This is a genomic window from Natrialba hulunbeirensis JCM 10989, from assembly GCF_000337575.1.
GTDB classification, from domain to species: Archaea; Halobacteriota; Halobacteria; order Halobacteriales; family Natrialbaceae; genus Natrialba; species Natrialba hulunbeirensis.
The window spans coordinates 1-15,078 of sequence record NZ_AOIM01000034.1; the positions used below are offsets into that span (position 1 = coordinate 1).

Here is a 15,078-nt window from a genome sequence, read left to right on the forward strand (position 1 = left end):
TCCCCCGCACCTGCTCCAGCACGTCACCGCCCTTGAACAGGACGCCGTTCGTCGCCGAGAGCGTCGAGCCAACCATCGTCGCCGCCGGCGTCGCCAGTCCGAGCGCACAGGGACAGGCGATCAGCAGCGACGAGGCGAGCACGATCACGGAGAACTCGAGTACCGGGACGCCAGCGCCACCAACTGCGGCGACCTCGGGGCCGCCCTGGACGAGCCCCCAGAGCGGGATCATGTCGACGAACGCCGCGAGCTGTTCCGGGAACGCGGCCCAGAGCAGCGCCCAGGCGACGGCGTTGACGATCACCGCAGGGACGAAGTAGGCGCTCACCCTGTCGACCAGCCGCTGGATCTCGGGCTGGCGCGACTGGGCTTCCTTCACCCGGTCGACGAGCTGCTGGATCGCCGTCTCGGAGCCGACCTTCGTCGCCTCCACGAGGAGCACGCCGTTCTCGTTAATCGTCGAACCGACGACCTCGTCGCCGGCTTCCTTCTCGGCCGGGACAGATTCGCCGGTCAGCATGGACTCGTCGACCGCGCTCTGGCCGTCGACGACCTCGCCATCGGTCGGAATCCGCTCGCCCGGTCGGACCTTCATCACGTCGCCGACGGCGACGTTCTCGAGTGGGACCTGTTTCTCGTCACCGTCTTCAACGATGGTGGCCTCGTCCGCCTCCATCTCCAGCAACTCACGCAGCGCGTTGCCCGCCCGGGCCTTCGAGCGCACCTCGAGCCAGTTGCCGAGCGTGATGAACCAGAGAATGAACGCGACGGCCTCGAAGTAGAGCCCCGCGCCGGCGATGAGGCCAAAGAGGAACGCCGTACTGTAGACGTAACCCGCGGACGTGCCGAGCGCGACCAGCGTGTCCATGTTCGCCCGCCGGTTGTGCGAAAACGCCCGCCACGCGCCGGCGATGAACTCCTTGCCGAGCGTCGCCATCAGCGCCGTCGCGAGCACGAACTCGAGAAGCCCCAGAATCGGAACCGACGCGATGGCGAGGTCGACCGTCCCGAGATCGGGTAACGTCACGAGGCCGAACATCGCGAGCATGATCGGCACGAACGGGAGCGTCAGGATGCCGCCGCCGATCACCAGTCGGCGCTGGCGGCGGAGTTCCTTCTCGACGGCGCGCTCGCGCTGGCTCGCGCCCTGGGTCTCCTCGGCCTCGTCGTGGACGGGTTCGTAGCCGGCGTCCGCGATCGCGTCGCGGATGTCGGCCAGCGAGATATCGTTCGGGTTGTACTCGACGCGCGCCTCGTCCGAGGCGAAGTTCACGTCGGCCCGAATCACGCCGGGGAGGTCGGAAACGGCGTCGCCCACCGTGCCAGAGCAGGTCGAACAGGACATTCCCATCACGGTGAGCGTCTCGGTAACCGAGGCGGCCTCGTAGCCGGCGTCCGCGATGGCGTCGTAGATTTCGGCCAGCGAGGTCTCGGCCGGGTCGTACTCGACGGTTCCCTCGTCCGTCGCGTAGTTGGCATTGCCCGCGTCGACGCCGTCGAGGTCTGCGACCGCGTCCTCGACGGCTCCTGAGCACGTCGAACAGGACATGCCCGTGATCTCGAGATGGGCCCGTCTGGTTGTCATGGCTAGTCGTACGGGCTACACCTTCAAGCGGGTTGTGCCTTTGAAGAATCGACTCGTTCAACCATGGACTTTCGAAAGTAAACTCGAATTCGGTTCGGGAGCCAGATGCGAAAGCGGACCGGCCCCAGCGGGTGTGCGAGACTGCAGTGTACTCGAGTCCCGACTGCGGCGTCCGTGGAAACGCACCCCGTTCCACTGGTGGGTCGAGTGATTACGCGAAACTCGAGTATCGACCGCGTGAAGCGAGCACAACAGCAGCTGATGGAGATGAAAAGACAATTCCCCGCTGGGACCCAACACGCTGTAAATGCGAATCGCCGTTCCCAACAAGGGCCGCCTGCACGAGCCGACGATCGACCTTCTCGAGCGGGCCGGGCTCCATCTCGAGAACGGTGCCGACCGACAGCTCTACGCCGACACCGTCGATCCCGAGGTCTCGGTACTGTTCGCCCGCGCCGCCGACATTCCGGAGTACGTCGCCGACGGCGCGGCCGATATGGGCATCACCGGCTACGATCAGGTTCAGGAAGCGCAGGTCGAGGACGTCGCAGAACTGCTCGATCTCGAGTTCGGCACCTGCCGACTCGTCCTCGCCGCACCGGAAGACGACGAAATCGAGACCGTCGAGGATCTCGCCGGCAAGACCGTCGCGACCGAGTTCCCGAACATCACTCGCGAATTCTTCGCCGAACGCGGCCTCGAACCGACCGTCGTCGAGGTCTCCGGTGCGACCGAACTGACTCCCCACGTCGAAATTTCGGACGCTATCGTCGACATCACGAGCACCGGCACGACGCTGAAGATGAATCGCTTAGCCGTCGTCGAGGAGGTGCTCTCGAGTTCCGTCCGCCTGTTCGCCCGAGAGGACGTGCGCGAGGAATCGAAAGTCGAGGAGGTCCGGACCGCACTGGCGTCGGTGAAGCAGGCCGAGGGCAAGCGTTACCTGATGATGAACGTACCCGAGGAGCGCCTCGACGACGTGCGCGACGTGATTCCGGGAATGGGCGGCCCGACGGTGATGGACATCGCGAACGGCGGCGGCGAGAAGGTCGCGGTTCACGCGGTGGTCAACGAGGGAGACGTGTTCGAGACGATCACGGATGTCAAGCAGGCCGGCGCGAGCGATATTCTGGTGACGGAAATCGAGCGGTTGGTCGAGTGAGCGACGCAGGTACTGTTTTCGCTGTTACCGCCAGTTTCCGGTGTGGCAACCGTTGTGGGTCACGACAGTACTTCTTCTCGATACTCGGCCATCACCGGCCGCGTCGTCTCGAACGACTGCCCGTCTAGTTCGTACGTAACCGACACCGAGTCTGGCGTCGCCGCCACCAGTTTCTCGGGGTCGACTCGCGCACCAGCGACCAGTTCGCCATCCTCGCCGATGGTAGTCCTGACCGACACCGTCGGCCGACGGCTGCTCGGTTCACGGTTCGCCCCGACAGGACGACTGATATCGTCGATGCCGAGCGCTTCTGAAACGTGCGCTGCGGCCACTTTCGATGCGATCTCGTTCGCGCGCATGTACTTCCAGCGATCCCAGGACGTGGTGGTGAACGTGAGGTCACGCTTCGGCGACTCCTCGTCCCGGTCTTCGTACGCTTCTGGATCAACCGCATTCGAGGGCCCCTTCGATTGTACGTATTTCACCTCGGAGTCGGCGGCTGAATCGTCTGTGTCCGCTGGAAGATACTCGACCCATCGATCCCACTCGGTCCGCTCTGCCGAGAGTGACTCGGCCGTGCCGCGTTCAGTGTGGCGCTCGACGACGGTGGCGGTGGGCATGGGGTCCGTGGACTCGGCCACTCCTGTGAGATCATCGTCCGAACCGGGCTCGTCGTGTTCGCTGTCGGACTCGGTTATAGCGTCCAGACAGCCGACTGTCGACATCGGAAGGGAGACAACTGCCGTCGCGAGGAGGGAACGGCGGTCAGTCGGCATCCGACAGCGTCACCACGAGTTGGTCGTCGACGCCGACGATCGCGCCCGCGGAGATTCGAAGGTCGCCCTCCGGCGTCCGCGGAATGTGTCTGAGTTCGCCAGCTGACCGGTCCGTAGCGACGAGAACCGATTCTAACCGGCCAGTCTGTGGATTCATCGTCAGGTTCCGGACGGTGCCGAGTTGACGGCCGTCCGCACTACACACCGGCTTTTCCGTCAGGGCACTCGCAAGGATCGGGGACATACCACCAGTTTCGTCGTTCACATAAATAAAAACACGTGTCTGTTGTGTCACGTCGCGGGCAATCGTCGAGACCGAGCAGTGGAACGTGGAACGCGAAACGTGAATCAAGACACCAGCGAACGCGTCGTTCACGGATCTCAACACTTTTGGGATACGCATGGAAAGAGAGGCGCATGCCCTCCGCTCACGCGTCCCTGAAGGGTCGGATGGTCGCAGCGGTCTTCGGCCTGGTACTCGTCACGGCGGTGTTCCTCGCCGGTGTCTGGGCCGTCTTCTACGGCATCTTCACTTTCCTCGACATCGTGTTCGGCGCGCAGTACGCCGCCGGCATCACCATCATCACGCTGCTGGCGATCGGCTATCTCGAGTACACCCAACTCGAGACGATCGAACGACTCGCGGACGCCCACCCGGTCGACGAGGAGGCGGCCCCGGAGTTGTATCGGACGACGACGCGGGTTGCGGCCCAGTTGGACGTTCCCGTGCCGACGATCGCCGTCTCAGACCGCGACGCGCCGGAGGCGCTGGTTGTCGGCTTCCGGCCGGAGAACATGCACCTCGTGCTCTCACTGGGGACGATCGAGTCGGTCGGCGGTGCCAACAGCGACGAACTCGAGGCCGTGATCGCCCACGAACTCGCCCACGTCGCAAACCGGGACGCGATGGTCATGACGGTCGTCTCCCTCCCCGTTGTGCTCGCCGACGGCCTGAGTTCACGGATCGCCGAGATTGAAGATCCCGGCTGGCTCGCGGTTTTCACGGTGCCGCTCGGGTTCCTCTCAGCCGGCGTATTAGTCGTCGGACGAACGATCACGAGTCACCTCTCGCGGGCCAGAGAGCGAGCAGCGGATCGGGCGGCTGCGGAGGTGACAGGGTCGCCCGCCGCGCTCGCGAGCGCCCTCCGGCGACTGGATCGGGAGGTTGCGGAGACGCCGACGGCAGACCTCCGGGACGTGTCGGGTGTCTCCTCGCTGTCGATCGTCCCGCTGGAACCGGCGGAACTCGAGAAGGTTATGCTCGGTCCGGACGGCGACCGAGAGCCGGCCTACTGGGAACTCACCAAGCGGCTGCACCGACTCGAGCGCCGGTTGTTTGGGACCCACCCGCCGACAGAGTCGCGACTCGACGCGCTGGCTGCTCAGGAGCGCGAGCGAGAACGGGGACAGGCCCAAGAGAAAGAGATGGAGTGAGCAGCGAGCACGCGTACACGGATAAGCAGAAAGCAGCGTTACGTCTCGTTTCGAACGGACTCGAGTCCCCCGCCGTAGGTGAGGATAACCGAGAGGACAACGGCGACGACCAGAAGTGGTGCGGCGTAGCGTACGAGTGTGAACGGATCGGGTGGAGACACGATACTCGCGATACCGATCGCGAGCGCACACAGGAGGGCGAGTGTTCGTGCGAAGTGATCGTGGGAGGCCATCGTCGGTGAGTGGACTGTTCCTGTCAATACTCATAACTGTTTCTACATGGTCGGGCAAAGCGGCGACCACTACCGCGATTGAACAACATTTGAGCACCGACTCAGCGTGAGCAGGAGCTGTACCGCAGCGATACCACTATCATTGTCGGGAGCTAACACCACACATGCCCGAACACGTACTCGTGCCGATGGATCGGTCGGAGCAATCACGGACAGCGCTGGCGTTCGCTCTCGACGAACACCCGGACGCGACGATCACGTTGCTGCACATCATCGATGTAGGGAACCTCGCGAAGTATGGTGACGAGGGCTACTTCTTCAGCGACGACTTCGTCGATCAGTTGCGCCAGCGCGGTCGTGAACTACTAGAAGAAAACCGAAAACAAGCGATGGAGCGGGTCGACGGCGTCGAAATCGAGACCGAACTCAGAATGGGTTCGCCGGCGCGGACGATTACAGAGTACATCGATACTCACGACGTAGACCACGTCATCATGGGGAGTCATGGCCGTCACGGCGTGAGTCGCGTGTTGATCGGCAGCGTCGCCGAAACGGTGACGCGCCGGTCGCCGGTTCCGGTGACGATCGTCAGGTGAGTTACAGGTACCGGTACCGAGTATCAAATGAGCCGCTGGTACCTGCGATAGACACTCGGTGAACTGCCAATCAGCGGTTCGACCACGTCAGTCATCCACCGGCGGCCACTCCCACGCGTCGGCCCGCACGACACCGAGCAACTTCCGCCGGCGCTCGGCGTGGTCCTCGAGTGCCGCCTCGAATTCGTCGTCCGAAACAGTCGGAATACCTTCCTCGCGCAGCCGGTCGAGCTCCGGCGCGGGCGGGGCCTGCGCTGCCGGTTCGATGAACGCCGTCTCTAACGTCTCGAGGTAGCCGTCGACGCTCGAGCGCGCGTCCTCGACCAGCGTCGGATTCGGCTGGTCCTCGTCCGGAATGCCGTGTCGAAAGAGCGTGAGCGACTCGTCCAGAATCGGAACGGCGACCGCGGAGGCCTGGGCCGACTGCTCGCTGTGGTAATAATGCAAGATCGGGTAGGACTTGTGTTGCTCCCCGAGGAGGCTAAGCTGTGTGGCGAGGGACTCGAGTGAGAGATCCAGCCCGGCGAAGGGGTTGTCAGTGTTGGGATGGGTGTGGGTGTGGGTGTGGGCGTTGGTATCGGAGCCACCGTCGGCGGCTCCGGGCGTACTACCGGTACCATCCGAGCCGCCACGACCGCTGCCGTCGGGTGAGCCACCGGTCCACCCTGTCCTGACGAGCCGTTCGCTTCGGTCGCCCAGCCCCGTCACATCGCTCGCGAACGAGCGCTTTTCGGAGACTGCACCGAGCACCGAGAGCACGTAGGAGACCGCGAGCGTAACGAACGCCATGCCCGTCGCCGTCGTCACGGCGCTGACTAGTTCCCAAGTCGCGCTGGTCGGCGCGTAGTCACCGTTGCCGCTGGTGAACATGGTGTAGGCGACGTAGTAGAGCCGGCCCGGCCAGGTCGCGGGGTCGCCGGTGTGGGTGTTGACCAGCGCAGCCGAGCCGCCGGCGAAGAGGAACGCCCAGCCGAGCCAGAGCAGCCCGATCCACATGACGAGCGTGCACGCGAGAATCAGCGGACCGGCAATGCTGAGCGCGCGGGAGCGCTCCCGTGCGACGAACCGAAGGCCGCGCCAGACGCCCGTCGTCAGGCGTCCCGAAAGCGGGCCGGAGCCGCCGTCGACCCAGAGTGTCGTCCAGAAGAGGTCGACGATGACGGCGATCAGCAGCACGAGGCCGACGGCGAGATACAGCGGTTGCATGGATTCGGGCAGTGCCTACGACGCCCCGCGGTGTCAACGATGGCCCGGCGACGGACGACCCGGTTTTGTGCCCGTCGCTCGCGACCGGAACGCGCCGTGCGGTTTGCGAGCGACGAGACGACTCGGAAAGCGGACAGACGTGTCTCCGGGAAGCAGGACGGTCGGAGAACGGAGATCAGAGAGTGGCGAACGCAAACGCAGACCGCGAACGCAAACGCAAACGCAGACCCCGCAAAGAGAGATCATCAGCGAGCGCGAACCGGACCGATTCCAGCCCGTTACTCGAGTAGACCGAGATCTTCGAGTCGGGAAACGATCTTGTCGACAGCGTGTTCGGCGTCTTCAGGCTTCTTGCCGCCGGTGATGACGAGCTTACCCGAACCGAACAGCAGTGCGACGACTTCTGGGTCGTCGAGGCGGTAGACGAGACCAGGGAACTGCTCTGGCTCGTACTCGATGTTCTCCAGTCCCAGCCCGATCGCGATGGCGTTCAGGTTGAGGTTGCGGCCGAGGTCGGCCGAGGTGACGATGTTCTGGACGACGATTTCCGGATCCTCGTTGACCTGGATCTGGAGTTCACGGAGCTTATCGAAGACGATACGGAGGCTCTCGTGGACGTCGTCAGTGCTCTTTGCGCCGGTGCAGACGATCTTCCCCGACCGGAAGATCAGCGCTGCGGACTTGGGATTCTGGGTGCGGTAGACGAGACCGGGGAACTGCTCGGGGTCGTAGTCGGCCCCCTCGAGGTCCATTGCGACGCTCTGGAGGTCGAGTTCCTGTCCGATGCCGGTCGACGCCACCACGTTTTCGATGTTGATGGTGTCCTTCGGATCCGTCATAAGTCGCTTAAAAAGACGTATTTAAGGTTTATAAAGGTTGGTACCGACACCTGATATATCCGGTTTATTGAGTCGGGAAGCCCTGAGGCGGCCGATTTGCGCACGGAGCGGCCGACGGCGTCGGGAAAAACGGTAGGCTCATACCGTCCCCGCGGTGACGAACGACCATGTACTTCCTCGAGCTCGGCGGCGAGGACGACGCGTTCGCGGCCCGCGAAGCGGCGAGCGCCGCGAGCGACGTCCGCCGAATCGCACCCGGGCTCGCCACCGCCCGCGGCATCGACCCGTCGCGCGTCCGCGGACTCGCCTACACCCACCGCGCGAGCGAGCTGCTGGGGCGAACCGACGCCGACCTCGCGAGTGCACGGGCGCTCCTCGACGCAGTAGGGCTTGGACTCGAGTGCGACCCGGCCCCGTCAGAGACGACAGTCGCGGTCCGCGCGACGGACGTTCACGGCGCGACCGGGATCGACACCGCACAGGCCGAGCGCGAACTCGGACAGGTGTTGGTCGACCGCGGGTTCGGTGTCGATCTCGACGAGCCGGACCGGGTGTTACGGGCGGTGTTTTCGGCCGCCGACAGTAGAAGCGATGACGGCGACGGCGATGGTGACAGTGACGGCGACGGAGACGGCGGCGACGGCGTCTGTACCCTCGGCTGGCTCGCCGCCGAAAGCGTTCGGGACTTCGGCACCCGCGCACCGACTGACAAACCCTTCTTCCAGCCCGGCAGCATGGACCCGCTGCTCGCCCGCGCGGTCGCGAACATCGCCGGTGCACGACCCGGCCGCACCCTTCTCGACCCGATGTGTGGCACCGGCGGCGTGCTCGTCGAGGCCGGCCTCGTCGGCGCGGACGTGATCGGGACCGACGCGCAGGCGAAGATGGCCGAGGGCGCACAGCAGAACCTGAGGCATTTCCTGGATCGAGACGAGCCGTCACCAACTGGCGTCGAACGCGGCTCCTGGCACGTTGGCCGCGGCGACGGCACCCGCCTCCCGCTCGCCGACGACGCAGTCGACGGCGTCGTTTTCGACGCGCCCTACGGTCGCCAATCCAAGATCGACACCCACCGGCTTGAGGACCTTGTGGCCGGCGCGCTCTCGGAAGCCCGCCGCGTCGCCACCCGCGCCGTCGTCGTCGCCGACCGCTCGTGGGAACACGAGGCGCGCCAGGCTGGGTGGAAACTCGAGTCCGTCTTCGAGCGACGGGTGCATCGCTCGCTGACGCGATACGTGCTTGTACTCGAGTAGTAGCGGCGATAACAGCGGTGTCCCATTGCGGTCACGAATCAGTGTAGGCCGACGTCACGAACGCCACCGGTCCGCCGTCGCGGCGACGAGGCCAGCGGCAACCGCGCCGAGCCAGGCGCTGAGCGCAACCACGACGTCGGTGCCGTCCTGGGAGATGTCGAACACGCCCCAGAGGACGAACGCCGCGAGCCAGGTCGTCAGTCCGAACCGCCAGACGTGGGCGTACTCGAGACGGTCCGATCGGAGCACCGCCAGCCCGACGAGGATTCCGGGGACGAGCGCGAGAAGACTCAGTCGGACGGGCAAGAGTACGGCGTCGACGAAGATGCCGAGCAACGCGGCGGTCGGAATCGCGAGCAAGATTGCACAGCCGGCGACGACGCCGAGTTCCTCGAGTCGGTCCGCGAGTGCCATACCGGCCGCTCGAACGGGGCGGAAAAGAGAATATCGGTTCGAATGCGTGTGCGTGTCGACGCCGGAACCGGTTTTGAGACACTCATACGGATCGCTGTAGCGTGTCAGTAGTCGGCCGCGAGCGCACGCTCTCGGAGCCGGTCGCCCTCCTCCGTTTCGACGGACAGTTCGGGCACTGGAACCGGCGCGTTGTCCTCGTCGATCGCGACGAATGTGAACGAGGACGCAGTCGTCCGCTCGGTCTCGCCGCTGCGGGGTTCCTCGCGCCAGGCTCGGAGCGCGACGTGGACGCTCGTCCGGCCTGCGCCGTAGACGTAGGCCTCGACGAGTGCAGTGTCGCCGATCCGAATCGGGCGCTCGAAGTCGAGTTCGTTCACTCGCGCGGTGACGCAGGTCTCGCCGGCAAAGCGCATCGCCGACATCGCGCCGACCTCATCGAGCCACTTCATCAGGGTGCCGCCGTGGAGCGTTGCGTTGTTGTTCGCGTGATTCGGCTGGACGCGAAAGCGATTTCGGATACGAGTATCGAGAACAGTGGGCATGTGCCAGAATGTAGTCGGAGTGACGATAAATCCTGCCGGGTCCACCCGCTTTGGACGCTGTTTCGGCGACCTCACGGGAAAGCCGCTCTGGGTCGCGGACCAACGGTTTCTGAGTGCCGACACTGGGTTCGACTCCTGCGTTATCAACGGTCTTGTACCCGTCTCTGGCGGTCTCGCGTTTGTGCCGATTCAACTCGACGCCGTCTTGCGGTTCATCGGCGACAGTTGGTAATTAGTCGTCACTCTCAGCAGTGCTGTTCATACCTGGATCCGTGTTCTCGGTCTGTGACTCATCGATCGCCTCCACCCCGCTGTCGACGCTGACGCCTTCCCAGTCGTGGTCCGAGTGGTAGCCTTCACGTTCCTTCGCGCTGGGTGCAACGCGGATGAACTCCGCCTTCTCGCGCGCGTTCTGGATCGTATGGCCACCACAGTAGGAGAGACCAGACTGAATACCAGCACAAAATTCATCGACGACATCGGTGACTGTGCCTTTGTACGGCGTTAATGCCTCTACCCCCTCATCAGCCCGAACATTGTTGTCTTTGTCCTCACGCTTCTTGCCAGCAGCCGTCGTCGCCATTCCACGCGAGCGCTTGTACCGATCCCCGTCAATCTCGACCACTGCTCCAGGCGCTTCCTCGGTGCCAGCAAAAAGGCTGCCAAGCATTACCGTGTTTGCGCCAGCCATCAGCGCCTTCACGGCATCGCCAGATGTGCGGATGCCACCATCCGCACAGATGGTAATGTCCAGGTCATCAGCCGCTGTCGCGCAGTCATCAACAGCAGTCAACTGGGGGACACCAGCACCAGCGACCTTTCGAGTAGTACAGTGAGATCCAGGCCCGATACCAACTTTCACACAGTCAGCACCGGCGGCTGCAAGATCTTCAACTCCCGCTGGAGTAGCAACATTGCCAGCAATGAGATCGATACTGGGGAACGCTTCCCGGAGAGCTTCCACCGCGGTGAGTGTTCGTTCGAGGTGGCCGTGAGCCACATCGATTACGAGTGCGTCAACGCCACTTTCAATCACAGTAGAACTGCGCTCAATGTAGTCCTCGTTAATACCGACGGCAGCACACACCTGTTCACCCGCGGCTTTCACCTGTTCGATCTGCTCGGCCTGTTCAGCAGGCGTGAGAAACCGATGAAGCACACCGATCCCACCAGCACGAGAGAGTTCGATCGCGAGAGTTGCCTCTGTAACCGTATCCATGGCGGCGGAAACCAATGGATTGGCCAGTTCAATGCTTGGTGTGAGGGGCGTCGAAAGGGAAACATTACTGCGGCTATCGACTGGCGAGCGTTTCGGGACAAGGAGCACGTCACCGTAGCTCAGTCCAGTGCGGAGATCGTTCATACCGTTACATGACAGGGAGTCTTTGCTAATTAAACCTTCTCCCCCAATCCGACGCTGTTCAGAGTGAACCGTCTCGAGGGGAACAGGGCGCGGTGAATCGCCAGACCAGGGTCGAGTTCAGTGTGTAACGACGTGCATACTACTGGGGACGACGCACAGCAGGACGATTTCACGGAACCACGTATATAAACAGGACCGCTCAGTGAGACGCGCTCAGGTGTCCCGGCCTAACTCCGCCAGCAGGTGCGAGACGTGAATCCGGTCGCTCGAGCCCTCGTGCATCTCGAACTCGATATCGGCGGCGAGTCGGTGCATCCGCGCCAATTTCTCGCCCTGATACCGCTTTCGCGAAAGCCGCAACATTGAGTCGAGAACTTCCTCACCGTCCAGCCCCTCGTCGACGAGGAGGTCGTCTAAGGTCTTTCGAGCGTCGGTGAACTCGCCGGCCTCCGCGTCGTCGAGCATCGACTCGATTTCGTCCTCCAGCCCGACCTCGCCGATCGTCTCGTAGGCCGCGCTCATCGTGAGTTCGCCCGCGTCCTCGACCGTCGTCTGGGCCGCGAGAATCGCCTGCCGGAGGTTGCCGTTCGCGTAGCCCGCGACGAACTCGAGTCCGTCCGGTTCGTAGTCGACGTCCTCGGCCTCGGCGATGCGCTCGAGGACGGTGACGGTCTCCGCACTGCTCGGCGAGCGAAAGGAGACGGGGAAACAGCGTGAACGGATCGGCGGGATGAGCTTCGTCGGCTGGCGGGTTGCGATGATAAACTGCGTCGTCCGGTGGTGTTGCTCCATGATCCGGCGCAGCGCCTGCTGGAAGTCCTCGCGGACGTCTTCGGCGTTGTCGAGCAAGATCGTCTTGTAGTCGCCGGAGACGGAGGCGTAGCTCGCGGATTCTTTGAGAACGTGGTTGATCATGTCCCGCTTGGACAGCGAGGAGCGGCCGACGAGGAACTGTGCGAAGCGCGGGTCGTTCTTGATCTCGGTTTTCGTCCGCCCGAAGAAGTCGGCGACGTTGATCTCGATCAGGTCGTTGTCGGGGTCGGCGTGTGCCTCGCGGGCGAGTGCGCGCGCTGCCGCCGTTTTGCCGCTGCCGGGTGGCCCCTGTAAGAGGAGATTAATCGGCTCGTCGACGGCCCGCTCTAGGTACTCGCGGGCGTCGTCCTGTGGCAACTCGGCCAACTCGGGGGCGTGCGTGTCGGTCCACAGCGGCGCGTCCATCGGCAGGCGATAGGGACGGGACGGGTAAGAATCGGTCGGTTGTGGTCGGTTGCACGCCGTGACGTATGAGACGCGGGTAACGCACGAGACCCGCGACGGTCACTCCGCGTCAGTCGACTCCTCGCCAACGGTGAACGTCGTCGCAACCAGTTCAGGCAATGCCTCCTCGTCGACGACGATCTCGTCGGCATCCGGTTCGTACGGCGAGGCTGCCTCACGGTTCTCTGGATCGCCCTCGTAGATGACTGCCGTAAGCTCATCGCCGTCATCGACCGAGACGTTCTCGTCGAACGAGACGCGTACCTCCTCGTGCTCACCCGGCTCGAGTTGGTCGCTCGCGCCACGTATCTCCCAGTCATCGGGATCGGCGTCGGTCTCGTCCGTCCCGTTCTCTGCAGTTTCGTCCCCATCTCCGTTCTCACCGTCGTCTTCGCCTCCATCCTCGACGACCGCAACGAATCCCTCGACCGGAATCGCCACATCCGTGATCACACGGCTGTCACTCGCATCAGTGACCGTGACACTCGGCTCCGTGTGGAACTCGAGTTCGATCGTCTCGTGGATGCCGTCACGGTCAGTGTAGACGCCGAGGACGCGCTCGCCGGGTGGCGTCCCGCGAGTGTCGACTTCGAAGGTGACCGTCGTCGACTCGCCGCCTTCCAGGTCGAGCGTCTGCCACTCGAGTACCCGACCGTCGAGGCGGAGTTCGACGGGCTGTTGGGCGTCGAGGTCAGTCGGGTTGCGGATCTCGGCGGTGACCTCCATAGTTTCGTTCGTCGTGGCGCTGTCTGGTGCATCGAGGTCCTCGACGGCGAAGGAGTCCTCGAGTGCGTCGTCGATTTCCTCGGCGGTGACGGTGGCGGTAGCGCTGACGGGATAGCCGGCCGAGAGGTACGGTTGGTCCTCGGTGCCGTCGGTCTCCGCATAGGCGAAGTCGTCCTCGTCTGCGGTGTTCTGGTGGACGGTTGCGGTGAGGCGACCGAGCAAGTCCTGCTCTGCGTCATCGTCTCGCTCGATGGTGAGGTTCTCGTGGGTGCCGGCAGAGAGTGGGTCCGAGACGGCGAGGGGTTCGGTCGCGTCGGTGCCGCCGGTAATGACGACGTAGCCACCATCAGAGAGGGTGACCTCGTCGATGACGACCGCCGAGCCGTTTTGCTGTTGGTCTTCGAACTCGATCGTGGCTTCAGGGTCGTCGTCGATGCCGAAGAGTGCGGGTGCCTGCCCGACGACGATGCCCGCCGCGAGGACGATCGTGATGGCGATCAGGATGGCGACGACACGCTTTATCGTGCCGAAAGTCGGTCTCGAACTCATTGGGGGTGGCTAGATGCGCAAGGTTACGGACTGGAGTGACGTAAAACGCGCCGTCCGTTTGCACGACACTCGTCAGACAAGTCATGACTGACAGCGACACAGCGAGTGGCTACTGCACCGATGGGGCGACATTCGAAGCGGGTTTAGCCCCGGGCCGTCGAACACCCTATCACTACGATGCCACTACGCGTGACGTTCCTGGGGACGGCGGGTGCGGTTCCGACGACGAACCGGAACCCGAGCGGAATCCACGTCGCCCGCGAGGGAGAGGAACTGCTGTTCGACGCCGGGGAGGGAACCCAGCGCCAGATGATGCGCTTTGGAACCGGCTTCTCCATCTCCCATCTGTTCGTCACGCACCTCCACGGCGACCACGTCCTCGGCATTCCGGGGCTCCTCCAGACGATGGACTTCAACGACCGCGAGGAGCCACTCGCCGTCCACACACCACACGGGACCCGTCGCCAGCTCAAAGGACTCGTCAACGCGCTCGGCAACCGCCCCTCGTTTCCGGTGCGGATCAACGAAGTCGGCGACGGCGACGTTGCCTACCGCGCCGACGAGTACGAAATCCGCACGTTCGGCACGGACCACGATACGAACTCGGTCGGGTACGCACTCGTCGAAGACGACCGCAAGGGCCGCTTCGACCGCGAACGCGCCGAAGAACTGGGCGTCCCCGTCGGCCCGAAATTCTCGAAACTCCACAACGGCGAGCCAGTCGAACTCGAGGACGGCACCGTCGTCGACCCCGAGCAGGTCGTCGGCGAACCCCGGCCCGGCCGCAGTCTCGTCTACACCGGCGACACGCGGCCAACGGTGGCGACGATCGAGGCCGCGGACGAGCCCGACCTCCTGATCCACGACGCGACGTTTGCCGAGGACCGCGCGGATCGAGCAGCCAAGACCGCGCACTCGACGGCCCGGCAGGCCGCCGAAATCGCGAACCGCGCCGGTGCGGACCGGCTGGCGCTGATGCATATCTCCTCGCGCTACGCGGGCCACACCGGCGACCACCTCGCCGAGGCGCGCGACGTGTTCGACGAGGAGGTGGTCGTCCCCGAGGACGGCGATGTGATCGAACTCGAGTACAGGGACGCAGACGCAGCGTAACCGGAATTTACTGGCCACCTGACACCGCCG

General features: G+C 64.0%; 16 protein-coding genes. 5 read left to right on the top strand and 11 right to left on the bottom strand.

Annotated features, from left to right (window positions below):
- On the bottom strand, positions 1-1,585 hold a 1,585-nt coding region (locus C483_RS10470; protein ID WP_006653330.1), incomplete at its 3' end, for a heavy metal translocating P-type ATPase.
- A gap of 307 nt (positions 1,586-1,892) precedes the next feature.
- Between C483_RS10470 and hisG the strand changes: the two genes are divergently transcribed.
- The gene (hisG, locus tag C483_RS10475) at positions 1,893-2,747 is read left to right on the top strand and encodes an ATP phosphoribosyltransferase (RefSeq protein ID WP_006653331.1); all 855 of its coding nucleotides are present in this window, start codon (positions 1,893-1,895) and stop codon (positions 2,745-2,747) included.
- Positions 2,748-2,806: 59 nt separating this feature from the next.
- Here the strand turns inward: hisG and C483_RS10480 are convergent, their stop codons facing one another.
- Both C483_RS10480 and C483_RS10485 read right to left on the bottom strand, forming a co-directional pair.
- Positions 2,807-3,523, bottom strand: a complete 717-nt coding sequence (locus C483_RS10480) for a hypothetical protein (RefSeq protein WP_006653332.1) — start codon at positions 3,521-3,523, stop codon at positions 2,807-2,809.
- The gene (locus tag C483_RS10485; RefSeq protein WP_241431507.1) at positions 3,513-3,767 is read right to left on the bottom strand and encodes a PRC-barrel domain-containing protein; all 255 of its coding nucleotides are present in this window, start codon (positions 3,765-3,767) and stop codon (positions 3,513-3,515) included. Before C483_RS10485 ends, C483_RS10480 begins: the two co-directional genes overlap by 11 nt.
- A 173-nt stretch (positions 3,768-3,940) precedes the next feature.
- On the opposite strand from C483_RS10485, the gene C483_RS10490 reads away from it, so the two are divergent.
- Positions 3,941-4,957 (top strand): M48 family metalloprotease, encoded by a 1,017-nt coding sequence (locus C483_RS10490; protein WP_049912570.1) that lies wholly within the window; start codon positions 3,941-3,943, stop codon positions 4,955-4,957.
- A gap of 38 nt (positions 4,958-4,995) precedes the next feature.
- Here the strand turns inward: C483_RS10490 and C483_RS10495 are convergent, their stop codons facing one another.
- On the bottom strand, positions 4,996-5,190 hold the full coding sequence (locus C483_RS10495) for a DUF7534 family protein (protein ID WP_006653335.1): 195 nt from the start codon (positions 5,188-5,190) through the stop codon (positions 4,996-4,998).
- Between the two features lie 164 nt (positions 5,191-5,354).
- Between C483_RS10495 and C483_RS10500 the strand changes: the two genes are divergently transcribed.
- Positions 5,355-5,786, top strand: coding sequence for a universal stress protein (locus C483_RS10500; protein ID WP_006653336.1), 432 nt, complete (start codon positions 5,355-5,357; stop codon positions 5,784-5,786).
- 87 nt (positions 5,787-5,873) lie between these two features.
- On the opposite strand, the gene C483_RS10505 is transcribed toward C483_RS10500, so the two are convergent.
- Together C483_RS10505 and C483_RS10510 are read right to left on the bottom strand one after the other, a co-directional pair.
- A complete protein-coding gene (locus tag C483_RS10505; RefSeq protein WP_006653337.1) occupies positions 5,874-6,992 on the bottom strand; it encodes a potassium channel family protein in 1,119 nt (372 codons plus the stop codon).
- A 278-nt stretch (positions 6,993-7,270) separates the two neighbouring features.
- Positions 7,271-7,831 (bottom strand): TATA-box-binding protein, encoded by a 561-nt coding sequence (locus C483_RS10510; protein WP_004267580.1) that lies wholly within the window; start codon positions 7,829-7,831, stop codon positions 7,271-7,273.
- A gap of 167 nt (positions 7,832-7,998) precedes the next feature.
- Between C483_RS10510 and C483_RS10515 the strand changes: the two genes are divergently transcribed.
- The gene (locus C483_RS10515) at positions 7,999-9,084 is read left to right on the top strand and encodes an RNA methylase (protein WP_006653338.1); all 1,086 of its coding nucleotides are present in this window, start codon (positions 7,999-8,001) and stop codon (positions 9,082-9,084) included.
- Between the two features lie 54 nt (positions 9,085-9,138).
- On the opposite strand, the gene C483_RS10520 is transcribed toward C483_RS10515, so the two are convergent.
- From C483_RS10520 to C483_RS10545, 5 genes are all read right to left on the bottom strand, one after another.
- Complete coding sequence (locus tag C483_RS10520) at positions 9,139-9,498, bottom strand: hypothetical protein (RefSeq protein WP_006653339.1); 360 nt, start codon at positions 9,496-9,498, stop codon at positions 9,139-9,141.
- A gap of 104 nt (positions 9,499-9,602) precedes the next feature.
- Positions 9,603-10,040, bottom strand: a complete 438-nt coding sequence (locus C483_RS10525; RefSeq protein ID WP_006653340.1) for an acyl-CoA thioesterase — start codon at positions 10,038-10,040, stop codon at positions 9,603-9,605.
- Between the two features lie 232 nt (positions 10,041-10,272).
- Complete coding sequence (locus tag C483_RS10535) at positions 10,273-11,403, bottom strand: guanosine monophosphate reductase (RefSeq protein WP_006653342.1); 1,131 nt, start codon at positions 11,401-11,403, stop codon at positions 10,273-10,275.
- Positions 11,404-11,616: 213 nt separating this feature from the next.
- Positions 11,617-12,621 carry an AAA family ATPase gene (locus tag C483_RS10540; RefSeq protein ID WP_006653343.1) on the bottom strand — a complete coding sequence of 335 codons (1,005 nt, stop codon included), beginning with the start codon at positions 12,619-12,621 and terminating at the stop codon, positions 11,617-11,619.
- Positions 12,622-12,720: 99 nt separating this feature from the next.
- Positions 12,721-13,935, bottom strand: coding sequence for a DUF7282 domain-containing protein (locus C483_RS10545; protein WP_006653344.1), 1,215 nt, complete (start codon positions 13,933-13,935; stop codon positions 12,721-12,723).
- A gap of 177 nt (positions 13,936-14,112) precedes the next feature.
- Here C483_RS10545 and rnz point away from each other — a divergent pair, with 177 nt between their 5' ends.
- Positions 14,113-15,048 (top strand): ribonuclease Z, encoded by a 936-nt coding sequence (gene rnz, locus C483_RS10550; protein ID WP_006653345.1) that lies wholly within the window; start codon positions 14,113-14,115, stop codon positions 15,046-15,048.
- The last annotated feature ends 30 nt before the right edge of the window (positions 15,049-15,078 follow it).